The sequence below is a fragment of the Vibrio sp. 1F169 genome, assembly GCF_041439605.1.
GTDB classification, from domain to species: domain Bacteria; phylum Pseudomonadota; class Gammaproteobacteria; order Enterobacterales; family Vibrionaceae; genus Vibrio; species Vibrio tasmaniensis_A.
In genome coordinates, this window is sequence record NZ_JBGOOI010000022.1 from 1 (window position 1) to 23,938 (window position 23,938).

Below are 23,938 nucleotides of genomic sequence, written 5' to 3' on the forward strand. Positions count from 1 at the left end.
GGGTATGGGTATCGAGATACAGACTACTTCTTCTTGAAGATAAAAGCGGCTTTCCGGGGAAAGCCGCGATGAACCAAAAAAAAGCGAGTCCCTTAGGAACTCGCAAAAATCTATTCAGTATGATGTAACAAAATATGAGCCAATCTATTAATCATAAGAAAGGACAAAAGGTTGTCTATTCGGGATAAATAATAATCAACTGGATGCGCTACATTGTCATCAATTTGTCAGCGTTAGGTGCGGTTTTAATCAGCACCTAATGTGTTAAAACTATCCATTCGTCGACCGTAAATATGGGCTTCTTACAACTGAGCAGTGACAGTGATTGGTGGTTAGTGACTAGTGGCCAATCGCCATTTCGTCGAGCGCTAGGAACACGTTTTCGTCTAAATGACCTTCGTGAACTTGTTTACACACTTTACGACGCACAGCTAAACCAGAGATCAAGCGCTCAATAGACAAGTGTCGATTGCTGGTGCTGTCACGGTCGTTGTAAAGCTCAATCAAACGACTCAGTGTTTCGTATGGGATAACGTCCTCCCCTACTCTCAACCAATCAAGCTTCTCAATGAGCTCTGAACACTCTTCTTTGATTGAAGCATGTGAATGCCCTGTCATAGCAGATAAAGCCGTTATGCTGCGTTCTAGAGCCTCTGCAGAGGTATATTTAGAGAGAGTAATCATGATTTCGTCAGCGTTGATCTCAACAGAGTGTTTACGCTGCTTAACTCGACGTCCCAATTTGCCTCTTGGCGACGGTGCTTTGCGCTGAATTGGCTCAAACTCACCATCAATAATCTCAGACAACTCTTCCAATTTCTGCTTAGACACCATTTCATTACGCAGTGGGTTCGGTAACGTTGGTGCCATATTACGCTTGCCTGCATTGGTGGTGCGTGCTCTTGAGTAACGTAAGACTTCTTCCACATTACATTTGATATCAACCTGATAATCAGTCGTTTTGCCTTTTTCGATCAACGCGGTGATCGTTAAGTGATACCCCCAAAGGTTAACCAGGAAGGTATCTTCTTGATCCCCTACTTCACCTAACTTTCTGAGCTCGCGGATCAGATCCATCGAAAAACGACGCCAATCGATGTTACGCGCCAATTTCTGATTCAGCTCGCTGAGCAACATGCAATCTGTATGGCGGCGTGCCATACGGCTTCTAAAGTACGAATACATTTGGAAGACCAAGGTATGTTGCTTCAGGATTTCTGGCGGAAATAGGAAGAAATAATCACGAGTGAGCAGCTCTTCGTAGAACGACGGTTCCCAAACCAGGATGTACAGGTTCGGTTTAATGCGAATTTCGCCGTCAGAGCCTTCTGTAGGCGCTTCTTCCGATGCGGTAATGGTTCTAGCTAGGAATCGGAAACGATCACTCTTAAAGCCTTCTGGCATGTTCTCGCTAAGCCAACGGCCTGTGAGCTCATGCAATTGGAAGTCGGTAAATTCGATACGATCAATACTGTCACGGATCGAATCACGTGCCGGCCCGCTGTCTTTCTTGCCACGCAAGGACAAAATATCCGTGATGTAAAGTGGTGTTTTGTTCGGTGTGTGTTTAGCGTCTAGATGGTAATCATCTTGGTGATGATCATGATATTGAACAGTAAGCGTGAATAACGCGAATAGCGTCATCAGATCATCAACCGTCATAATGTTTTTTGAAGATCGTGTCTCGATCACCGCTCGAGTTCCAGAGATCGAAACCATTGATTTTTGGTAGCTCTTGCGCGTTCTAGGGGGCGCTAAGGCTTGATCAATAATACCCGCCCAATTAGTTGGCGACACAATAAATTGATCGGCTTCGTCTTTCATCGTTGGTGGGGTATTGAGTCCGTGTTCATTCAATAAGCGCTTGTTGACTTTGGTTTGAGCTAGAGCTTTAGATCGCTTTTGCTTCTCATTTTGCTTCACGCTTTCTGTCACTAAGCTAGTAGCACCCAGTACCGATATCAATTGGTTTGGGTTCACAAAGCGATGCAGCATAGTTTTGCCAGCAAGACCTTCTTCAAAGCGAACCGGAATTTGTCTGAAAAGGCCGATACTAACCGCAGCTCTTAACCTTTGCTGTAAGGCTGCACGAGTAACTTGGCCATCAGTTGATTCAATAATCTCGGTAGTGGAAACGTAACCGTCTTTGCTGCTAAACCCACGAAGTGAAATTAGGTTAAGAAGCTCAACAATGCTTTTGGTGACACCTTTGAAGTGCTGATATTGTTCTATCCATTCAACGGCTGTTTCAGATACCTCAAATAAATGACCATCTTTGTGGCTTCGTGCCTTAATTAACAATTTCTCTTCTGGTTTCATTTTTGATCCGTATCACACTAACCGTAATTTCACTATAGTTCCTGAATGATAAAGAAAGAATGATCATAAATAAAGAGAATTTATTGGCTTTTAAATAACTGATCTTTTTGATTAATATGATCTTAAATGATTAAGTGATCTAATGATCTGGCTGTTTCTTTTCCTTTAAGTTGCTGAATTTAAACGTTTAAAATAAAACCCCTTGGAAAGCATGATCATAAAAACCCCGAAACTATGATCATTAAATCAAAGAAAGCATGATCACAGAACTTCAGAAGTATGATCATTAAGTCATTGTAAGCATGATCATTATTGGCTTGAAAGCATGATCATTATACTTATACAGCTTATCCACAGTTCGGAAGTCAACATCATCTTCTAAGTCACTTCATACACATCAATGTGGATATTTATGATGGCCAATCTATCGGAACAATGATCAAGTGATGGTACTTTTTTATCCTTCCCGCCCTATTGAGGATAAAATTTAATCTGTATCTGTTGAAAATGGATAGCTTTGATGTATTTAGCGCAGGTGGGAGTTAACTTGGAAGCATGATCATGAAATTGTCATGTTTGCGTATTCTCGGTCAGTGTAGATTGAATTTTCAATCATTGAGCCCTTATAGGCGTTGAATCCCCATTGCAAAAGCATTTGTCCGTAACTTATCTCTTAAATTACATGCTTCCGGAACGATATTTACTTGATCATTTTTCCGTAATTTGATCATTTGTAATGTGCAGTTGTTCGGATCAATATTGCTAAGTTTACGCCTTGATCATGCTTCATAATTGGGTGTTATTAATTATCTTACACTGGATATGTACCATGATCATTCTTCCGCTCAGGTTAGAATCCTCTGTTGTTTTTTTGCACCTCCTCTTCTCTTCTGTTTTGAATTTTTTGTCCATTGAGCGTTTTTTTAATTTTTATTGAATTGAAAATCTATAAATTCGAATGCAAATCACACCAACCGTAATCTATAGTTGTGTTTCAATCGTTCCGCAGTTTTTTAACGATAATTTCATTTACATTGTAAATAAGTGATGCTGTAACATTTTAAATGTGCACTAGAAATAACATGGTTGTGCATGATGAAAATGATGACTTTCAGTATTACTCTGAGGTGATGTTTCATCAAATTGTAAAAACACTGTCTATTTTATGTGAGTTTTCTCATAAATGCATGTTCATGTTTTTGTTGTGTTTGTTGTTAATCGCTGTACAATTTGTACTTAGTTAATCATTACGGAAACTGGCAATGAAAAGAGAACAAACGATTGATAAGCTCTATCAGCTAGCCGAACAAACTCAACAAGTTCAGGCTGACCGAATTGAGATTATTTTGGAAGAGCGAAGTGATGAACATTTCCCTCCAATGTCTAAAGCTATGATGGAGACTCGTTCTGGTTTAACGCGTCGTAAACTCGATGAAGCGATCACTAAACTTGAAGCTGATGGCCATCAGTTTACAAAGAACAATGCCAATCACTACTCGATTTCATTGACAGAAGCTCACATGTTGATGGACGCGGCAGAAGTGCCGAAGTTCCATCAACGTAAGCAGCATGCTGACAACAAACCATGGATTATCAACGTACAAAACCAAAAGGGCGGTACGGGTAAATCAATGACGGCAGTTCACTTAGCTGCGTGCTTATCTCTAAATTTGGACAAGCGCTACCGTATCTGTTTGATTGACTTGGATCCACAAGGCTCTTTGCGTCTGTTCTTAAACCCACAAATTAGTGGTGCAGAGCATGACAGCATTTATTCTGCAGTTGATATCATGTTGGATAATGTGCCAGAAGAGCAGGATGTTGACCTAGAATTCTTGCGTAAGAACGTGCTGTTGCCAACTCAGTATCCTAATTTGAAGACTATTTCAGCCTTCCCAGAAGATGCGATGTTTAACGCTGAAGCATGGCAAAGTCTGTCTAGAGATCAGTCACTTGATATTGTTCGTCTTTTGAAAGAAAAGCTTATCGACAAAATCGCCGATGATTTTGATGTGATCATGATTGATACTGGACCACACGTGGACCCGTTAGTGTGGAATGCAATGTACGCGTCGAACGCACTTTTAATACCATGTGCAGCCAAGCGTTTGGACTGGGCTTCAACGGTTAACTTCTTCCAGCACTTGCCAACGGTTTATGAAATGTTCCCGGACGATTGGAAAGGGCTTGAGTTCGTTCGTCTAATGCCAACGATGTTTGAAGACGACAATAAAAAACAGGTATCAGTTCTGACTGAGATGAACTACCTGTTGAATGACCAAGTAATGATGGCCACGATTCCAAGAAGCCGCGCCTTTGAAACTTGTGCTGACACTTACAGCACGGTTTTCGATCTGACGGTAAGCGACTTTGAGGGCGGTAAGAAAACTCTGGCTGTGGCTCAAGACGCAGTACAAAAAAGTGCTCTAGAATTAGAGCGTGTATTACATAGCAACTGGCCTTCACTTAATCAGGGATAACAAGAATGGCAATTAAAACATCTGACTTAAATGCAAAGCTATTTGGTAAAGCAAACAAACGTCGCGTAGCTACGCCACAAGAAGCTCAAACTGCGGTAAAAGAGCAAGCTCAAGTGATTGAGCTTTCTGTTGCGGGTGAAGATTTAGTTTCATTTGAATTGGTTCGAATTCCAGCCGCTGATGTAGCAACACGAACGGTTGTTTTTGAAGAGAATGCTCGTGAGCAGTCTTTCTTGAATGAGCACGCGCTTTCTGACGTACTAACTACGCTTAAAGAGCGCGGCCAGCAATATCCAGCGGTTGGCCGTAAGAACAAAGACGGCAAGATTGAAGTTCTTGATGGTAGCCGTCGTCGTATGTCATGTATTTTGGCTGACAAAGAGTTCTTGATCTATGTCGCTGAAAACATTAACGGCGAACATGCTAAGTTTTTATCAGATGTAGCTAACGCTCATAAACCACTTTCTCTCTATGAGAAGGGGAAGGAGATGCAAGCGAAGCTTGATAAAGGCGAAGCTGAAGACCAGAAAGCACTCGCTAAAATGTTCCAGTGCAGTGAAGCTTTGGTGAGTGGCGCGTTGAAAGCGGCCGCTTTACCACTTGAATTATTACAAGCTTACCCAAATGTGAGCGATCTTGGCCGTCCGACTATTGTTAAGTTACACAAACAATTTAGCGGTCTTACTAGTGAGCAGCAACAAACATTACTGACCAAGTGTGGTGCTTCTGAAGGTTTTGTGTGGCAGCGCAGCGAAGCTCAAGGCGTAACTCGTTTAACAAAAGACGTGACAGAGACTTTAGAAGGTTGGGTGCTCGAACTAGCACCAGCACCCGCGAAGAAAGCTTCTCCAAAAGTTGAACTTATTAAAGGTCGAGCGTCATATAGCCGTAAGGGTTCAAACTTGGCGTTAAATCTTAAGAAAGTTGATGATACAACAATGGAAGAAATCCTAGCATTCGTACAATCTAAGTTAGACTAAGTCACGACTTTCATTACTCCTCTAAAGCCGCTTTATGCGGCTTTTTATTTGGCTGTGATAAACTGTGTTTAGATGAATCTGGACGCTAACTATGACAAACCCAACCAATACTTTTCTGTCTACACTTTCTAATATTGCCCAACACAATGGTCACCGTTACGGTGTGGTCTTTGATGGCGACTTTGATTGGCAAAACTCTGCTGTTTTAACCTTCCTTGAAAATTCGTACACTCCGAGCATCTTCCAGATTGGTGGAACTCCGTTTGAAGGTGTGATTCATGCTCCAGTCAAAAAAGGCCAACAATTGCTTGGTCGTGAGTGCCAAGTTCTTGTTTGTGATTTTAGAGAGCAGTTTGATGCGAATGGTTTTAGCGCTGCACTAGGTTCGTTAATCGGTGGTGGGCTGTTGTTGGTGTTGCCGCCAAAAGTTGATGACTCTGAAGATAACGAGAGCTTTGGCCAACGTTGGTTAAAGGAGAATTTCAATAAGCTCATCTCGATTTCACAACACAACGAAACAGACGATGTTGTTCAAGCGACTAAAGCACTTCCACTCAAGCAAGACTTTGAAAACAGTTTGAACAAATTCGAACAGCAAAATCTGGCTGTTGAGTTGGTTAAAAAAGTGGTGTCTGGGCATCGTAAACGACCTTTAGTTCTCACGGCAGATAGAGGGCGTGGTAAAAGTTCTACATTGGGTATTGCCGCTGCTCAGCTTTTGGTTGAGCAGCATGGATTAAATATCATCGTGACAGCGCCTTCAGTGAAAGCAATCGAGCCTGTATTTTCCCACGCGAGTCAAAGCCTAGAAGACTGTGAAGTGCTCAACGCAACTTACATTTGCTATCAAAGCGGAAGTTTAAGATTCGTAGCACCAGATGAATTACTTAAGTCTAAGCCTGATTGTGATTTGCTATTAGTCGATGAAGCGGCTGCAATTCCAATCCCGATGCTTAAATCTATGGTTGGCATTTATCATCGTATGGTTTTTTCAACCACCGTTCACGGATACGAGGGGAGTGGGAGAGGGTTTGGACTTAAGTTCGAGTCTTGGCTTTCAGAGCATCGCCCGGGGTGGAAAGGCTTTAAGCTCGATCAGCCCATTCGTTGGAATCGCAATGATCCACTAGAGCGCTGGTTGTTTGATTGCTTCCTGCTTGGTAACGACGCGTCGCTGAGTGACTCGGTGATTCATGAGTTAGATAGCTTTTCTGATCTGGCAATCAACCAACTGAGCTTGGTCGAGTTATCAAAGGCAGAATGCTTGGCGAACCCGGAGCCGCTACAGCAATGCTTTTCTCTTCTTGTTGACGCTCATTATCAAACGTCACCAAACGATCTAATGCAGTTTCTCAACAATCCAGCAATCCGTTTGTACGCTGCTTGGCAGAAAAACGAATGTTTAGGTTGTATGTTGGTAACTGAAGAAGGTCGGTTGGATAGCGATCTGATTGCTCAGATTCAACTTGGAAAACGAAGACCTCAAGGTCACCTAGCTCCAGTGTTACTCGCAAACCAACTGGGTTGTACGCAAGCGGCGCTCAGTCGTTGCCTTCGAGTTATGCGTATTGCCGTTTCAACACGTCATCAAGGTTCGGGGATTGGTCGTTGGATGTTGGGGCAGTTGTCAAAGCAAACTAATCAGGCGGATTACTTAGCAACGAGCTTTGGCGCGACCAGTGAATTGATTTCATTCTGGCGCGATAACGATTTTGTACCTGTGCACATTGGCCACCAGCGCGATCAAGCAAGCGGCTGTCACTCGGTATTGATGGTTAAGCCACTTAATAAAAGCGCACAGAATTGGGTCTACAATCTGATAAGTCACTTTGAACGTAGTTTCTGTTTTCTCACTTCTGGTTCTTTGGCTTCTCTCGAGGTTGATATGGTGCGCGCATTATTACCAAGGCAAGCGGAATCTATGGCAGAGTCTGAAATCCAACTCATCAGGAATTATGTCGATGGTGGTAATAGTTACGACAGCATTGGTTTCAGTGTCCTGAATTTGATTCTCCAAAGTAATGGTCATCAAGCGCACATAACTGAATCTGACGCTATAATCGATACAGGTTTCGTTGTTTCAGACTTACTTATCGCGAAAGTCGTGCAGCAGAAAGAGTGGGGGACTTGTGTCGAACAGTTTAATCTAGTCGGACGAAAACAAGCTGAGCTACAGTTTAGGAAAGATGTCGGTACTCTACTATTAAATTTACACTGTAAATAAGTAGGTCAACGATCGTCACTAAATTTGGAACGACAGAGCATATGTCGAGCTGTTAATTAGATTTACAGTGTAAATTAGAAGGCCGGATTTACACTGTAAACTGAACCGCGGTATGCAATGACCTATGTCATTTCAATAATCCAATCTTTATGCAATTTCTCAATTTGTTGAACATGTCCATCATGGCGCTCATTTCCTATCTCAATTCTACCGATCTAATCATCGCCGTTGTTTGGAAGGTATAATTTCATATTATCACATCAATTCATCCCGAATCGTTTGGTGATGAAGCTCCGTCGCTGTATTGCGATCTTATGCTCGTACCCAATATTCATAGTTTGAAAAATCGTGAAAGAATCTTTTTTGTAAAGGTGAAGAAGAGATTAGAATCGGTCAGTCTTATTTATGAGTCCCTTTGCAACATCGAAAGTAAGTGATGTGACGCTGATTATTCTACTGTAGTGATTCTAAGCACTGAGCGAATTATATAGACTGCATAACAACAGAGTTATTAAGGGTACACAATTCGAATGTGGGATAGCATCGTTACATTGTCGGAAGATAGGAAGCAAGTGATGGCATGTCTGCCGTCTGGGTTTGTGGTCAACGCAAGCTTTGACAATAAGACTTTACCAACAACCTTAGAAGCTTTGAACGCATCAAACTATTTTATTTTCGAAGAAGAGATACTGCGTTTTGTCACTCTTGCTAAAGAAGGTAAGGGAGAAGCTTATCAAGGAATATTGATTGCTGAAGTTCGTAATTCCAGTGTTACGGTTGAACTGTCTGATGATGAGATGCTCGCAAGTCTTGTTGTAACTGGGGCATATAATGGGCAGGCATTACGTGGCAGCGATATTATTCATTGCTTGGCTCAGGCTCACATAACGAAAGGAATTAATAAGCTAGCACTTAGAAAAGTCTTAATGATGAGTAGCAAGCTAAAGCCGGGTGAGAAATTTACTCAGCCCGTTGCCAAAGGTTCTCCAGCTGTGAAGGGTAAAGATGCTAAGTTTTCAGCATTGGTTGAAGACATTACTCATCAAGTATTAAAGCCTCGCAGTAAAGACGCCGGTAAGATCGATATGCGAGATCTCGGCGAAACCATTACCGTTGGTCAGAATGACCCGCTAATGAAACGTACTCCTGCCACCAAAGGTATTGCGGGCTTTACCGTCCAAGGTCGAATTATCCCACCCCTTCCGGGCCAAGACAGTTTGATTAAGCCGGGAAAAGGCACCCACATTTCCCCTGACGACCCTAATTTATTACTTTCTTCATCCTCTGGTCTGCCCATTATTAAAGAGCGAAGTATCGAAGTGGATGACGCCTTATGTGTTAGCAATGTCGACGTATCTACTGGGCACGTTAAATTCAAAGGTAATGTGTTTGTCTCTGGGAATATAGAACCTGGAATGATAGTGAAGGCGACCGGAAGCATTACTGTTGGTGGCTTTATTGAATCTGCAGAAGTTCAGGCTCAGGGGGATATAAAAGTCGCGAAAGGAATCATTGGTCATACGACCAAAGAGGATGAGCCCAAAAGTTGTAAGGTACTTAGCAAAGGCTCTATCACAGCAAGCTACGCACAGAATACTGAACTGCAAACCGCCAATGACATTCTACTCAACCTACATAGCATGAGTAACGACATTCGTTGTGGCAACAACCTCATTGTGATGGATACCTTTAAGAAGCATGGCACACTTAGTGGCGGTGAAGCTAAAGTCGGCGGTAAAGTGGAATGTGTTTTCTTAGGCGTTGAAGGGGATACAGCAACTAAGGTTCATGGTTTTGCTCGCTTCGAGGGATATCAAAAAAAGATAGCTCAACTGAAGGAGATTTATAAGCACGCTCAAGAACAAACCATGGACGTCATCCGTCAAGAACTCGAATTTAAGAAGCGACCAAAAGCGGAAAGAAGCGAAGAGCAAGCGTTGGAGATTGAGCAGCAACGGGAAAAAAACAATCAAGCGATAGAGAAGACTAAATTGCAGTTGGATACACTCGAAGCTGAATTTGAGACAAACCTTGCCGAGTGCACAGTAGAGGCGCACGAGAAAGTGTACACCCGTGTATCTGTTTTGTTTGGTGATGAGATGGTGACGACTAAGAGAACGCACGGCGGCAGTATTTTCTCGTTCAATCAATATGAAATTCAATGTTCTTTCAAAATGGAGAAAGAAGATATCTCATTGTAATTGAGCGACTCTGAAATTGCCCAAGACAGAATAGAGCGGTTCGAGCCGTTTTCACTCATTAGAACAAATAAGAAAGGGGGAGCTGATGCTCCCCCTTTGTTTTTGCTGATATTGATTTAGTTTGATTCTTTAAGTCACATGAGCGCTTTAACTTGCCGCTTTTACCTTTCCTTGCTTTAAGTCTGACAGAACTTGTGATTTTGGTCCGTCGGCAATAATGCTGCCTTTCTCCATCACAATCACTCTATCTACGATATCCAACATCGACGTTTTGTGGGTGATAAGAATCAAAGTCTCACTAGGTAACAGCTGGCTCAGCTGATGCTTAATGTGCATCTCTGAACGGTTATCCATAGCGCTGGTAGGTTCGTCCATCAATAATACAGGAGGGCGCCCTAGGAAGGCTCTAGCTATGGCTATCGACTGACGTTGACCTCCTGAGAGTAAACCACCACCTTCACCTACTTGGCGTTCTAAGCCTGCCGGATCTTGCTGAGTAAAAGCGGTTACACCTGCACGGTTGGCAGCATCCATGACATCACGATCGTCAACCAACGGGCGTCCCAAGGTAATGTTGTCTCTTACCGTGCCATAGAATAGGTTACTGTCCTGCGGCACACAGCCTATATTTCGTCGTACGTCGACATGGTGAAGTTGTTCCATATCGGTGTCATCAATGCGTACATGACCTTCTGTGGGCTTATACAGGCCCATAATCAGGCGTTCAAGTGTGCTTTTACCTGAACCAATTCGCCCAATAATCGCGACCTTTTCACCTGGACTAATATTAAGAGTCAGGTCTCTTATAGACGCGATTGGCGAATCAGGGTAATGGAATGTTACTTTATCAAGCGCGATATGCCCTTGAATAATCGGACGGTGGATGTATCGCTTACCTTCCTCTTGTTCACTGGGCATCGACATGACTTGTTCAATCAAGGTCATTGATGACTTCGCTTGGTTATAACGCGTAGAAAGCAATGATAACTGGACAAGAGGACCAATTGCTCTACCACTCAACATAGTAGCGGCAATCAAGCCACCCATTGTAAGAGTGCCTTCTGCCATTAGGTACACACCAAAAATAATCATTCCCACATTGGTACTTTGTTGAACAAAGCCAGCAGTATTTTGGATGCTATCGGTAATACGACGACTCTTGATATTCCAGTTCGCCATGTGCGCAACAGCTTCTTCCCAGCGGAATTGGAACTGGCTTTGAGCGCTGAATAGCTTAACGGTTTCTAGCCCCGCTAAACTCTCAATTAAGTTTGCGTACTTCTGAGAAGCAAGGCGAGAGCCTTCTTCAATGGTACGACGCAGCGGGCCTTGTATTAACAACGCATAGATGATCAGTATCACCACGCCAACGACAGGAACAAACACAAGGTTGCCAGCCATTAACCAAATTAACGCCAAGAACATAAGAGCGAATGGCAAATCGATTAATGAGCCTATTGTTGCCGAAGTAAAGAACTCACGGATTGACTCGAATTCTTGCAGGTTTTTAGCAAAAGCACCGACAGAAGCAGGCTTCGCTTCCATACGAATCCCGAGCACCTTACTGAACAACTTAGATGAAATCAGGATATCGGATTTCTTACCCGCAACGTCAATAAAGTAGCTTCGCATTAACTTTAAAAGTAAGTCAAAGAGGAAGACGACAAAAATACCACTCGCGAGTACCCATAGCGTCTCAAACGCAAGGTTTGGTACCACTTTGTCGTACACCAAACGAGTAAACATTGGAGCTGCAATAGCGAAAAGGTTGATTAGAATTGATGCGATCAGCACATCACGATAGATTTTTTTAGATTGCCAAATCGTGCTCCAAAACCAGTGACCTTCGCGCGTTTTTAAAATTTCTGGTGAGCGTTCATCATAACGGAATTGTTTCTTTACTAAGAAGTAACGGCCGATGAATTGCTCTTTCAATTCTTCGATAGGGATGACGATTGGCATCATCCCACTTTCCGTTGTGATGATTTCGGCTTCTTGCTTCTCAATATCGATACTATTAAGAACGCAAGCCTCACCTTGCTTGAGTAACAATACGGCTGGCAGAATTAAGTGAGGGATGTTTTCTAGATCGGAACGGTTTTCTTTGGCCACTAACCCCGCACGCTCGGCAGAGCGAGGGAATAGGAAAGGAGTTAGCTTTCCATCAGAGAGTGGTAGCCCATTGATCAACGCTTCGGGCGAGTTGGCTAACCCGTAATACCGACTAACGTAGATCAGTGAGTTTAATAGTGGATCTTGCATGCGATATAACCTTACAACTATTTATCAACAATGAAGCCTTGGAACACTTCTACGTAGTTATCAGACAAAATATCTAACTGAGTCTGAGTTTCAATTCGTGACGCAATAGTCGTCACACCAAGGTTATGAGCCGTTCTTGAGATAGACGTTAACGTAAATTTCTGTTTTTCGTCATCAAGGTTATGAGTAAATAGGTAATCCAGCTTCACATAGCTAGGGCGGTACTCGTTGATGTAATCGAGTGATTGGAAGTTGCGTCCATAGTTATCGACACCAAACACCGCATCAGCGTTGCGAATGGTGTTACACAATAGTGCTGTGTAGTGAGGAACATTGACGAAACAGTTTTCTGGAATTTCAAAATGCAACAGATGAGCGATTGACGCATTTTTCTCAAGAGACTTTCCGATCCAACGGATGAAGCTTGGCTGAGAAATACTGCTTGGCGAGATATTGATAGCAACGGGGCTCGTAAGCTCTTTTGCATTCAGTTTATCAATCATCTTCTCGATAACGTATTGATCGAGGATGTGGCTCATTTCAAGCTGTTCTAATGCGTATAAGTATTGGTTGGCACCGTAACGAACCCCCTCTTTCTCAATCGCAGAGAACACTTCTTGGTGATAGGTTTTGCCAAAACTATTATTTGCAGCTTGGAAGCGGAAAGTTACTAGGTCATTGATGATTGCTTCTTCGACCAACATGCGCCATTGCTGTTTACCCATTACAGCGCCATGGTCGTCAGCAGTTACGTAACCGTAAGCGAGCTCACGGTTCGCTTTCGCGCTAGACAGTGCGTTATCGACCAAAGACATGATTTCAGTACTGGTTTTACGTTTCTTACTGTACGTCACACCGAGAGCTATGTGTGGATTCGCCATACCTGTTGGATCTGAACCTAGATTTTGAATGCAGTTTACGATGCTGCTCGCGACGAGTTTCAGTTCATTTTCATCAATGTTCGGCATAATGAAGCCAAACTCATCACTAGAAATACGAGCGATAGTAATATCTGGAGATGAAATAGAAGCCTGTAGCTGTTCAGCTAATTGGTGAACTAAGGCATCGCCTTCTTGATAGCCTTTGTCATCATATTCTTCACTAATAAATTCGGCTTTTAGCACCGCCAGACCACCTAAACTCGACTCTTCTAACCACTGAGTTAGTTGAGACATGTAGTAAGCACGGTTACCTAACTGAGATACAGGATCGATATACGCGCGTTCACGAAGTCGTTGCGCTTCTTGTGCTTGGCTCTTAAATGCAAGTTCAACTTGAGTCGACATGTGGTTAATACCGTCGACGACTAAGATGAGGTCTTTTGTTTTAGGGCGAACCAGAGGCTCACCGAACTGATTTTTGGCGATTTGATCCATTTTTTTTATGATTAATGACAGCGGACGTAGCGCTCGTTGGAGTATCCATGAAATCGAGATCAAACCCAGTAAGAAAATCGCTCCAAAGAAGGTCACTAGCCGTGTAAATGCCTCCCAAAGCTGAGTATAGGCTGGGCCTGGGTGGCTCACTATCTCAACTTCAGCAAGTTGCATCCAACCACTGGTAATCACGCGGCGATCATGAATCGGTTTAAACAAATTCAGGTTGGTAAACCATTGTGGGACACCACTTGGTTTCACAGGGTATGAACGAAGAATATCATCTCCTGTGTCTAAAAAAATCAATCGTACGACAGAGTAAGAACTACCATCAAACAGTGCGTTGATAACAGACTCTACAGCCACTTGATCCTTTTCTTCGAGGTAAGGGGCGAGCGCCAGTCCAACAGTATTAATGGTATTATTTACTTCAGAGCGTTGCTGCTCTTCTAAGTAGTCACGGGTGGTATTGAATTCGATCATAAAAACTGAGGTCATCAGTAATATGAAAACCGCAACCATTCCGACCACAAGCTGTTTATATAAAGTCATTGTACCTACTCATCGTAATTGATAATGGGTTTGTTTAATTTTAGAGAGCGCTCACGCGAACGTAAGTCGTTCCATAAGCTCAATCTTGAAGATTTTCCTGATAACTTGCCGCTGCCTGCCGCCGACTTGATTAACCATAGGTTTTTACCATTGAAGCTGTATATCGGTCGTAGATCTCTGCGCTTGGAGCCGCGTTTTATTTCAGGGTTTAAGTTGTCTAAAATTAGTGGTTCTGCACTGGGTGTAGAGTAATAAGCCAACACCATATGGAATTGGTTTAACTCAAGTGCTTTTACATACACTAATCGTAATTTCTTATCTGGGACGCCGAGTTCAAGTAAAGAGAAGTATTTTGCGATAGTGAAATCTTCACAGTCACCCGCGTTACTGCCCAAAAACTCCAGCGGTGTCGCCCAGTAGTCATTCTTTCCCCAAAGTATACTGTCATCGACAAAGTACATTTGGTTGAAGAACCGATTTACCGAATCGAGTTTCTCTTTTTCACTTAACCCTGCGTACGACGTCATATTTGAGCGCCATGTCGACACTCGCTTCCCTGCTCTTTCTCCGTAGGTTACAGAGACTGCGTCGATCCACCTTTGGTCACTCTTGTTCAGTGCCCCGGAAGTAAAAGAGGTAAGGAACAGTAGCAATAACGAAAACCGAGACTTCATTGCTGCTGCTCTTGTTTTTTCACTGCACGTAGGAAGACGTTATCAAGCATTAACCGTCCTTACTCTTTTAGTGCGTTGTTTTGAGCACTCAAAATTGGCTTCAACATATATTCAAGCACGGTTCTTTTTCCGGTGATGATATCGACAGAAGCGGTCATACCAGGAATGATAGGCAGCTCTTCATTAGCCCCAAAGCTGTACTTCTCGGTACGAACACGCACGATGTAAAAACTATTGCCTTCTTCATCTTGAGTGGTGTCAGCACTGATGTGTTCTAACACACCCACTAAACCACCGTATTTAGTAAAGTCATAGGCACTGAATTTAACCACAGCGCTCAATTCTGGACGGAGGAATGCGATATCTTGTGGAGCAATTTTCGCCTCAACTAATAGGGAATCTTCAGTTGGTACAATCTCAACAATGTCCATACCCGGCTGGATAACACCGCCTACGGTATTAATACCAAGCGTTTTGACGGTTCCTGTTACTGGAGAAACTACTACAGTTCGATTAACTCTGTCTTCAAGGCCAACCGCTGATTCCGTCATTGCAGAGAGCTTATCTTGTGCTTGGTTTAGCTTCTCTTGTTGTTCTGATCGGAAGTTCAATGCAGCATCGATACGACTGAGCATCGCTTCTTTGATTGCTGAACGTAGAAGAGGGATTTTGAGTTCGCTAGAGGTCATTTCTCGGCGAGTGTCGTTAACTTGTCTTTGCAGCTTGAGCAGTTCAATTTTTGGCACCACCCCTTCATCAGCAAGAGGCTTGGTAATATCCAGCTCTTGGCGGGCAAACTTGTAACTCTGTCTTAAATTCTGAACACGCGCTTTTATTTCAACTAGGTCTTGTTGTTTCTGTCCAACCTGTTGATCAAAAACGGAAAGTTGGTTCTTCAGATTATTCAGATCTTGACGATATTCTGCTTTTTGGCGATTAACCAATTTGGGGTGAAGGTCGTAGAATAGTGGTGGGAAGGCGAGTTTACCATAATCGAGTAAGACACTTTTTTTCCACTCTTTTACTGAGAATTCTTCATTGATAACCACACTGGTCAGTGAGGCGGACAGCATGAGTACATTAGCCGTTAAGTTCGCAACTTGTTGCTCACGTTCACGAAAGTCAGAGCGGAATCGAGTGTCATCTATTAATAGTAATTGTTGCCCTTTTTGAACTCGTTGCCCTTCTTTGACTAAAATTTCTTTAACCAAACCACCTTCAAGGTTTTGCACCACCTGAATCTGAGAGGAAGGGATCACCTTGCCTTGGCCAACAGTCACTTTGTCGATTTCAGCCCAAGCAGACCAACCAATAGCAGCGACAAAAAACAGAACGATAACCCACAACATAATACGCGCACTGGTGGGCGTATTGAGGAGCAGTGCCGCTGTTTTGTCATCGACATACTCAAGTTCGGTCTCGTTCAATTTGCTGAAATTTTTCTGACTCATAACAGTCCTTGTTCGCTAAATAAAAGTGCAAGCTTTGTGAGTGTATTCTTACTTTTGATAAATGTTAAGGCTTTGCTCCTTTAAATCTTTGAATTTATATATTTTTTAACTCTTATTGTTTTTTGAAATCTGTTTTATCAAGTTGGTGTTTTCTCAGCTTGTCATAAAGCGTTTTTCGCGATACTTGTAGCTCTTGCTGTACCTCTTTTAAGCGCCCTTGATGACGATGTAGTGCCTCTATCAAGATGATTTGCTCAAAGCTATCGGTTCGTTGGCTTAATGACAGTTGTTGCTCTTCAGTCTTTAGAACGATGTGGCTCTTATCGCTTTGATCTTGATTATGATTAGGCTCTGATTCAAGCGATGCCAGCTTGGGTTTAGTCAACACTCTGAGTTCTGCATGTTGGCGAAGCTGTCGAATATTTTCACTCCAGTGAGTGGCGATCAATCGTTGAACCTCTTTTTCTGTAATCACCGGTGGGGGTAACTGATATCGACTTGCCGCACCACGAGCAAAATGTTTAAACAAAGAACCAATATCTTCTGTTCGTTGCGCTAGCGGTAGCAAATCAAATCGACGGAACTCACTTACCATTGTAGTAGGAAGTATTGTGGTTGCTAAAATGATACAAGTTGCACTGGTCTTGCATGAGTTTTCACGAAGTAGAGTGGGTTTTAGGTTTGCTAGCCACTGCCATTGGTCTTGAGTTAATGCTTCTGTTTCATGGATATAAAGTGTCCCTCCCTGATGTTTCAAGAACAGTTGCAAAACAAACTGATGGAATGTCGCTTCGTCACTGCGTGGCAAATTAAACGCAGCAACAGGGCAAAGCTCTGCAGCTTGATGGCTGTGAAGATCGTGCGTGTACTGCGCCGTAACCCTTTTGCCCGTTCCTAAATCACCGACGAACAGTAGAAGTGGGTTAGTTTTGGTATCTAGAGAGATCAGTTCTCGGCGTAATGCCTGCATTGATGGCGATTGACCAATCAACTTTGGACCTACCTGATTCTGTACCGCCAACTCTTTACGTAATAGATTATTCTCTTCAACCAGTGCCAGCTTATCTGATGCTTTTTTTACTGCGGTCAGCAGGGCATCGACCACAAACGGTTTTTCCAAAAAATCATAAGCGCCTGCTTTCATTGCGGATACGGCTGTTTGCACGTCCCCATGGCCTGTCAGTACGATGATCTGAAAATGAGGGTTTTGATTCAGCAGCTTTTGTGTCAATTGAATGCCATCCATCACTGGCATGTGAATATCGGTAATGACAATCCCAGCTTGCGTCACATCTATTCTCTTTAGTGCCTCAATGGCATTGGGGAAGCAGGCAATATCGATGCCTTCAATGAGCATGGCTTGTTCTACGGAGTCTCGAATGGCGGGTTCATCATCGACAAAATAGAGTTTAGGCAGAGGGTGCAAAAGTCGAATCCTTAACAGTATGTGAGGTTAGCTATGTGTGAAATTAGCAGTATGCAAAATTCATTTTCTAATCAACGATAACAACGGCACGTTAGCCCTTATCGTTATATAACGGGATGTTTAGCGAGAATACCATGCCTGAAGGCTCTAATCGGTTGGCGCTGATCGTGCCGTGATAAGCTTCAATAATCCGTTTCGATATTGAAAGCCCTAGCCCTAAGCCTTCCGGTTTAGTGGTAAAAAACGGGTTGAAAAGCTGTTCTAGCTTATCGTCCGGCATGCCAATTCCGTTGTCCCAAATGATCAACTGACAAGAATTATGATGCAATTGCCATTCGATGCCTATCTGTGGGCTGGCCGGTTGGTCAACGTTTTCCAAGTTTTGTTGCTCCTGCAAGATTTTCTGTTCAAGAACGTGTTGTTGAAGCGCTTGGGTCGCGTTGTGAACCAGATTCACCAGTACTTGCTCGAGTTCGGTTGGATGAATGGCAATATTAATGTGATTTGGCACCGTGCTTAGTCTTAGTGTAATGCCTTGCTTGATCATCAGCGCACTGAGAATACTGGTGGCGTTGTTGACCGCTTGGTGCAGGTTCGCGACATGATGTTCTTGTTTAGTGACCTTGCGAGTAAAGACTTTGAGTCGCGCTATGATGTCGGTAATGGTGTTGTTGAGGCCAATCATTTTCTCAAGATTGCTCTTCACTAAATCTGTCCGTTCCATTTCAAGCAGCTTTAAGCTGTTCTCGCTATAAGTTCGAAGCGCTGCAAGCGGTTGGTTGATTTCGTGGTTAATGCTGGCTGACAGCTCTCCGAGTACCGCTAATTTTGCTGTTTGGGTCAGCTCTTGTTCTGTCTGCTTCAGCTTTAACTGCGATGCTTGGTATTGAAAAATGGTTTGCTGAAGTTGTTGATTGGATTTCTTCAAATAGTGAGTACGTTTATCAACGGTTTGTTCTAGGTTTTGGTTGAGCCGGGTTAGCGCCACTTTCGCGACGTAAGTCTGTCGCCACGACCACGCGATGAGCATCACCAAGCTGTAAATCACCACGAAGATGACATCGATCTGCAGCACTTTAATAAGCTCTGCTTTGGCCTTTTTTAATGCGACAACTTGGTACTGATTGTTACTGAAGGTGGCGGGGTAAAGATTGAACGGCCCAAGTTTAAACAATCGGTTTGCCGTAAGTTCTTTTTGTACTCGATTTGGTTGAATGTTGTTGGGCTGATTAGCGTCGTTAACTTGTGGTTGATAGTTGGAAGAGCGAAAAGCTTCTATGATCGAAATTTCGCTTTGACCGTATTGGCGTTGCAGGGCGATATCGGTTTGTTGCTTCTGGCTTAACGGCAACAACGAGTGATAAAGCCACTGAGTTTGGCTCGAGAGAAAAACCACTTGGTTAGAGTCGAGTACCACAATCTCAAAATCATCGCTGGTTAGGATGTTTTCAAGGTTCTCTAGACTCACTTTAACGGTGATAACCCCAACAATGTCATTCTCTATATACAGGGGCGAAGACAAAAAGTAACCGCGTACGTTGGAGCGAGCCCCCAGTGCGACATAGTGTGTGCTGTTACCTTCAATCGCGGACGCAAAATAAGGACGAAACGAGAAGTTCTCACCCACGAAAGTACCGAGCTTCTGGTAATTACTGGAAGCGACCACAGTACCGCTCGGGTCATGAATATAGATGGTGTCAGCTTGGCTTTGATTAGACCATTCAAATAGCAATTGATTGAGCTGCGCAGCGGAAATCTTGTCTGTTTGTGGTGATGAGTCAAAATAAGAGAGCAGACGCGGGTCATGGCTGAGCAAATCAGGGATCTGTTTGAATTTATCCAGTTCAGAGTCGATTTGTAGGTTCGCTTTATTGGCCGCTTCGTTGAGCTTTTGAGTGACCACTTTTTCTTGAAATTGTACTGCCAAAAAATGAGTTGCGCTCAGCCCAATAGCCCCCAATAACAATGAGAATAAAACGAAGGGAGTCATTATGTTAAGCAGTATCTTAGTCACTAGGATCTCAGCATGTCATCGGTTTGTATAAAGATTATCAATATGATGGATAGAGTACCGAGATCTTGTTAACACAGAGCACCTTCTGTGAGACAAAACCATGGCTTAGACTTGTGTTTCAAAGGATTACAGCGCAAAATCAAAAAAAATTGAAAGGAGCAACCAAATGGAACTGACCGATATTCGTCGCGAATACGCTAAGGGTGGATTGAGACGTAAAGACTTAGCCGCAGACCCGATTGAGCAATTCAATCTATGGCTAGAGCAAGCTATTGAAGCTAAGTTGACGGACCCTACTGCCATGACAGTTGCTACGGTTGATGAAAATGGTCAGCCATTCCAGCGAATTGTTCTGCTAAAGAATGTTGATAAAGACGGCTTCGTTTTTTACACCAACTTAGGTAGCCGTAAAGCGCACCAGCTAGAGCACAATAGCAAAATCAGTTTGCATTTCCCTTGGCACCCTCTTGAGCGACAAGTTCATATTACGGGCACGGCTGAAAAACTGACAGCAATGGAAAATATGAAGTACTTCTCGTCACGACCAAAAGAGAGCCAATTGGCCGCAATTGCAAGTAAGCAAAGTAGCCGTATCTCTGCTCGTGGGATTTTAGAAGGCAAATATCTAGAGCTTAAACAGAAGTTCGCGAAAGGAGAGATTCCTGTGCCTTCTTTCTGGGGTGGCTTCCGTGTGCGTGTGGATAGCATTGAGTTTTGGCAAGGTGGAGAGCACCGCTTGCATGATCGCTTCTTGTTCTCACGCCAAGATAGCCGTTGGGATATCGACCGCCTAGCACCTTAATTTTCTTAACTGCTTAACTGCTTAACTGCTTAACTGATCCAAAAATACCGTTGATTAGACTTATCAACGGTATTTTTTTGTCTGCATCTAATCAAACCAATATCTAATCACTGTGCAGAACAACGGAGATCTGCTTTTTAAGCAGGGTTTCTGGGATCATAGAGCCTAGCCCCGAGTCCAACGCATACTCAATCAACTGGCTTTTACTGCGCGCATCAAATTTCTGTTTCAACCTGGCGACATGCCCTTCGACCGTTTTGATTGAAATGTTCAACGTAGACGCGATGTACTGTGGTTTCTTGCCGAATAGCAGCAAGAACAGCACTTCTGATTCTCGCGAAGTCAGTCGCTTTTTGAGCTTTGATATGCGTGGCTTTGATCCTGCAATGGACACTTGATTGTCTTTTTCGCAAGTTGCCTGACACACCCAATGGCCTACTTCTAAGATGGCGGTGTCGGTGAGTTCTTGACCATAAAAAATGGTGCCTTGAACTTCGCCATTCCCATCAAGCCAAGGGGTTTTAGTAAAAATATGGGCGTGCCAGCGTCCGTCTGGATAAGGGTGAATATCGAGGATTTTAAGAGTACTGCGTGTATCCATTACATGTTTGTCTTGAGCCCTGAAATCCTGCGCGCATTCGGTTGTTTGACTAGGCATATCGAAATCGGTTAAGCCCGTACAAGTTTCGTTGGGTTTTAAGCCAATTAATTGGTTGTAAGCAAGGTTGGCATACACGAAGACAGAGTCAGTATCTTTGCAACCCCAGCAACCTGGAAGTTGTTCAAATAAAGAACGATGTATGGAATCGAGGGGATCCGGCAAGGCTTTATCTCGTAAGAGGAAGTATTGCAATGATATCAGTTTCTTATATTGCTGCAATGACAATTAGAAGTCGAGTTATGCATCAAAAATGGAGTGTGATTGATAGTTGAACGGTATGCTGTTTAAGTGCGCTTTTATTGATCGATGGCTGAACAAGAAGGGTGAGAAAAAAGCTAAAAAAAAGCCAGCCTGAAGAAGGGCTGGCCAAAGACAAGATATACCTTGTCGACACGTAGAAGATTTCCAGTTTAATTTACGAGGGTCATGTAAATTAAGCTGAGGTATCAGATAGATACCCAGAGTGACTTACTACTCTATCGACGAATTTACTCCTAGGCGAGATCGAATATAAGGAGGGAATTCCCCTATAAACACTGACTCAACCGGATACTAGGAGAATCTAAGGTAAATATTTGAGGGCTTTGAGTAATACCAAGAGCTTATAGCTCTCGTAATACTCGGAATCCTAAGTAGTTAGCGGCAGTAGAAGGCGAAACGTACAGTTCAGCAAACACTTTTGCCTCTTCAGGAGAGAAGCTCCACGCGCCCCCCTTAGCGATGCCTTTTTGGGTTGCAGTCCATTCCCAAACGTTACCTACCATGTCGTAGAAACCCGTAGGCGTTGGCAAGAATGATTTAACAGGAGAAGTACTGACGTTTGACCACTGTGTACCAGACCAACCAGTATTAGCTCTACCTGAACGGAATTTGTTGCCCCACCAGAAGCTGGTATCTTGACCCGCTCTTGCCGCCGCTTCCCACTCTTGTTGTGTTGGTAGACGGTAAGTAAAGCCTGTTTTTTTAGATAACCAACGTGTGTACGCTTTCGCATCGCTTTGGCTGACGCATACAACGGGAGAGTTATCGACTTGCTTGAAACCAGGAGCTTTCCAGTCATTGTCTGACACAGTCGTGATTTCTGCATTCACGAAGGTATCACAAGTGTTCATAAGCTCTGCGTCGGTCTGGTAACCCGTATTTTTCACAAATGCTTTAAAGTCTTGAACACGAGTTGGGGTTGCCGCTAATGCAAATGGCTGTTTGATCGTGACTTGCTCAGCGTTATTTTCACCGAGTAGGTAAGTCCCAGATCCAACCACAATCATTTCTGGACTTTGAGCACCATTGCCCATTGGGTCAGCAAACTTAGTCCCCACATTCAGTGAGTTCTGCTTCGCTTGTAATACTGCTCTTAGGTTGTGATCTCGGGCTATTTTCAGCTCTTGGTGGAAAGAAAGGTAACCTTCTTTCTCAATCGTAACCATGTGCTGCCCTGTCGGTAGCATCACTTCCACCGGTGTGCTGCCATAGTTCACACCATTGATAGAAACCTTGTCATTATATTGATTTGAGCGAACCACCAAGTTAACCCAAGCAACTTCTTTCTGCTGATCATCGGCTTGCAGATCGCTCTGATCGAAACAGTTTGAGGATTGAATGCCAAGTAAGCGGCAAGGAGTGTTCTTATCTGGACGAGTTTCTAAATTCGCAGCAACCACTGCTCGGTAACGGTTATCTTCGGAGAAGCCAGATGATTTCACGCTGTGTTGTAGAACGTGAATATTCAAAGATGCAGACGCTAGGTGTTCTTTTACTATTTTTGATTCTGTCGCGTTGGATACAAGGCTATTTTGAAATTGTTTTACTGCTTTTTGAAGTGTCAAAGCCACCGTTTGGTCTGAACATTGAGCTAACGTCATGTCGCTGCTACAGCGGTTGGTAAAGCTAACAGTATGTTCTTGTGTTTGAGTGACCTCGCTTCTTAATCTCTCAGCTCTTGCTCTTAGTTTGTCTTGATTCAAATGGGCGATAGACATTTCTACAGCCGATTTTTCGGCTTTGATGGCCTCTAGTTCCATCACTAAGCTTTGAAGCTTTTGCTCTGAATCCGAAATCGTAAGCTTGTGCTCTTTTACCGATTTCCAGGCATCTTGAAAGCGGTTTTGAGCTGGTGAGATATCGAAATCTGGCTCATCAATCATGCGAGTGTAATCTTGCTCTAGGCTAGTTTTCGCCGTTGCGAGTTTTTGCTCTGATTGAGCTAATAACTTGGCTTGACGTGCCATTTGCTCTGCTTGGTTGTCGACTTGATTTTGTTTGTCCGCCATCTTCTTCTCGATAGCCGTTAAACTGGCATGTTCTTCGAAAAGAGAGCTTTCAATGTCGATGACTGATGACGTGATTGCTGGAGATGTCGCTTCAGCGAAAACAGCAGGCGTCATTAAGCATGGAGCAAGTGCAAATAATAGAGTAGGAAAACCTTGGCGCATGTTGGGCTACTTCAGTCGTAATTTAGGTTAATTGAATATTCTAACGAAAACGCCATTTCGTTTGAAGCTACTTTCTATAACTAC

Annotated in this window: 14 protein-coding genes; 5 read left to right on the top strand and 9 right to left on the bottom strand. The window is 43.3% G+C overall.

The genetic code is table 11. From position 1 onward, the window contains the following. Positions 1-339 precede the first annotated feature (339 nt). The gene (locus tag ACED53_RS10895; RefSeq protein WP_017100481.1) at positions 340-2,319 is read right to left on the bottom strand and encodes a replication initiator protein RctB domain-containing protein; all 1,980 of its coding nucleotides are present in this window, start codon (positions 2,317-2,319) and stop codon (positions 340-342) included. A gap of 1,262 nt (positions 2,320-3,581) precedes the next feature. On the opposite strand from ACED53_RS10895, the gene ACED53_RS10900 reads away from it, so the two are divergent. The 4 genes from ACED53_RS10900 (at position 3,582) to ACED53_RS10915 (ending at position 10,204) form a co-directional block, all read left to right on the top strand. Then, positions 3,582-4,799: a ParA family protein gene (locus ACED53_RS10900; protein ID WP_009846016.1), complete on the top strand. Its 1,218-nt coding sequence runs from the start codon at positions 3,582-3,584 to the stop codon at positions 4,797-4,799. 5 nt (positions 4,800-4,804) lie between these two features. Continuing rightward, positions 4,805-5,779, top strand: a complete 975-nt coding sequence (locus tag ACED53_RS10905) for a ParB/RepB/Spo0J family partition protein (protein ID WP_009846015.1) — start codon at positions 4,805-4,807, stop codon at positions 5,777-5,779. Positions 5,780-5,870: 91 nt separating this feature from the next. Continuing rightward, positions 5,871-8,003 carry a GNAT family N-acetyltransferase gene (locus ACED53_RS10910; RefSeq protein WP_017100480.1) on the top strand — a complete coding sequence of 711 codons (2,133 nt, stop codon included), beginning with the start codon at positions 5,871-5,873 and terminating at the stop codon, positions 8,001-8,003. A gap of 530 nt (positions 8,004-8,533) precedes the next feature. Then, on the top strand, positions 8,534-10,204 hold the full coding sequence (locus ACED53_RS10915) for a DUF342 domain-containing protein (RefSeq protein WP_102579904.1): 1,671 nt from the start codon (positions 8,534-8,536) through the stop codon (positions 10,202-10,204). Between the two features lie 147 nt (positions 10,205-10,351). On the opposite strand, the gene ACED53_RS10920 is transcribed toward ACED53_RS10915, so the two are convergent. The 6 genes from ACED53_RS10920 to ACED53_RS10945 form a co-directional block, all read right to left on the bottom strand. Continuing rightward, positions 10,352-12,466 (bottom strand): type I secretion system permease/ATPase, encoded by a 2,115-nt coding sequence (locus ACED53_RS10920; RefSeq protein WP_009846012.1) that lies wholly within the window; start codon positions 12,464-12,466, stop codon positions 10,352-10,354. Positions 12,467-12,483: 17 nt separating this feature from the next. Next, positions 12,484-14,394: a LapD/MoxY N-terminal periplasmic domain-containing protein gene (locus ACED53_RS10925; protein ID WP_009846011.1), complete on the bottom strand. Its 1,911-nt coding sequence runs from the start codon at positions 14,392-14,394 to the stop codon at positions 12,484-12,486. A gap of 5 nt (positions 14,395-14,399) precedes the next feature. Beyond that, positions 14,400-15,068, bottom strand: coding sequence for a transglutaminase-like cysteine peptidase (locus tag ACED53_RS10930; RefSeq protein ID WP_012600028.1), 669 nt, complete (start codon positions 15,066-15,068; stop codon positions 14,400-14,402). Between the two features lie 59 nt (positions 15,069-15,127). After that, positions 15,128-16,519, bottom strand: coding sequence for an HlyD family type I secretion periplasmic adaptor subunit (locus ACED53_RS10935; protein ID WP_017097204.1), 1,392 nt, complete (start codon positions 16,517-16,519; stop codon positions 15,128-15,130). Between the two features lie 112 nt (positions 16,520-16,631). Next, entirely contained in the window at positions 16,632-17,936 is a 1,305-nt protein-coding gene (locus ACED53_RS10940; RefSeq protein WP_029225421.1) for a sigma-54 dependent transcriptional regulator, read from the bottom strand. Positions 17,937-18,036: 100 nt separating this feature from the next. Beyond that, the gene (locus tag ACED53_RS10945) at positions 18,037-19,935 is read right to left on the bottom strand and encodes an ATP-binding protein (protein ID WP_371715257.1); all 1,899 of its coding nucleotides are present in this window, start codon (positions 19,933-19,935) and stop codon (positions 18,037-18,039) included. A gap of 190 nt (positions 19,936-20,125) precedes the next feature. On the opposite strand from ACED53_RS10945, the gene pdxH reads away from it, so the two are divergent. Then, positions 20,126-20,761, top strand: coding sequence for a pyridoxamine 5'-phosphate oxidase (gene pdxH, locus ACED53_RS10950; RefSeq protein WP_009846006.1), 636 nt, complete (start codon positions 20,126-20,128; stop codon positions 20,759-20,761). A gap of 103 nt (positions 20,762-20,864) precedes the next feature. Here the strand turns inward: pdxH and ACED53_RS10955 are convergent, their stop codons facing one another. Both ACED53_RS10955 and ACED53_RS10960 read right to left on the bottom strand, forming a co-directional pair. Then, entirely contained in the window at positions 20,865-21,647 is a 783-nt protein-coding gene (locus tag ACED53_RS10955) for a helix-turn-helix transcriptional regulator (protein WP_017100476.1), read from the bottom strand. A 377-nt stretch (positions 21,648-22,024) separates the two neighbouring features. Further along, positions 22,025-23,854 carry a formylglycine-generating enzyme family protein gene (locus tag ACED53_RS10960; RefSeq protein WP_009846004.1) on the bottom strand — a complete coding sequence of 610 codons (1,830 nt, stop codon included), beginning with the start codon at positions 23,852-23,854 and terminating at the stop codon, positions 22,025-22,027. Positions 23,855-23,938: the final 84 nt, after the last annotated feature.

Bases quoted from the DNA above. Each gene is read 5' to 3' on its own strand.
- ACED53_RS10895 (WP_017100481.1), bottom strand. From the start codon at position 2,319: ATGAAACCAGAAGAGAAATTGTTAATTAAGGCACGAAGCCACAAAGAT.
- ACED53_RS10900 (WP_009846016.1), top strand. From the start codon at position 3,582: ATGAAAAGAGAACAAACGATTGATAAGCTCTATCAGCTAGCCGAACAA.
- ACED53_RS10905 (WP_009846015.1), top strand. From the start codon at position 4,805: ATGGCAATTAAAACATCTGACTTAAATGCAAAGCTATTTGGTAAAGCA.
- ACED53_RS10910 (WP_017100480.1), top strand. From the start codon at position 5,871: ATGACAAACCCAACCAATACTTTTCTGTCTACACTTTCTAATATTGCC.
- ACED53_RS10915 (WP_102579904.1), top strand. From the start codon at position 8,534: ATGTGGGATAGCATCGTTACATTGTCGGAAGATAGGAAGCAAGTGATG.
- ACED53_RS10920 (WP_009846012.1), bottom strand. From the start codon at position 12,466: ATGCAAGATCCACTATTAAACTCACTGATCTACGTTAGTCGGTATTAC.
- ACED53_RS10925 (WP_009846011.1), bottom strand. From the start codon at position 14,394: ATGACTTTATATAAACAGCTTGTGGTCGGAATGGTTGCGGTTTTCATA.
- ACED53_RS10930 (WP_012600028.1), bottom strand. From the start codon at position 15,068: ATGAAGTCTCGGTTTTCGTTATTGCTACTGTTCCTTACCTCTTTTACT.
- ACED53_RS10935 (WP_017097204.1), bottom strand. From the start codon at position 16,519: ATGAGTCAGAAAAATTTCAGCAAATTGAACGAGACCGAACTTGAGTAT.
- ACED53_RS10945 (WP_371715257.1), bottom strand. From the start codon at position 19,935: ATGACTCCCTTCGTTTTATTCTCATTGTTATTGGGGGCTATTGGGCTG.
- pdxH (WP_009846006.1), top strand. From the start codon at position 20,126: ATGGAACTGACCGATATTCGTCGCGAATACGCTAAGGGTGGATTGAGA.
- ACED53_RS10960 (WP_009846004.1), bottom strand. From the start codon at position 23,854: ATGCGCCAAGGTTTTCCTACTCTATTATTTGCACTTGCTCCATGCTTA.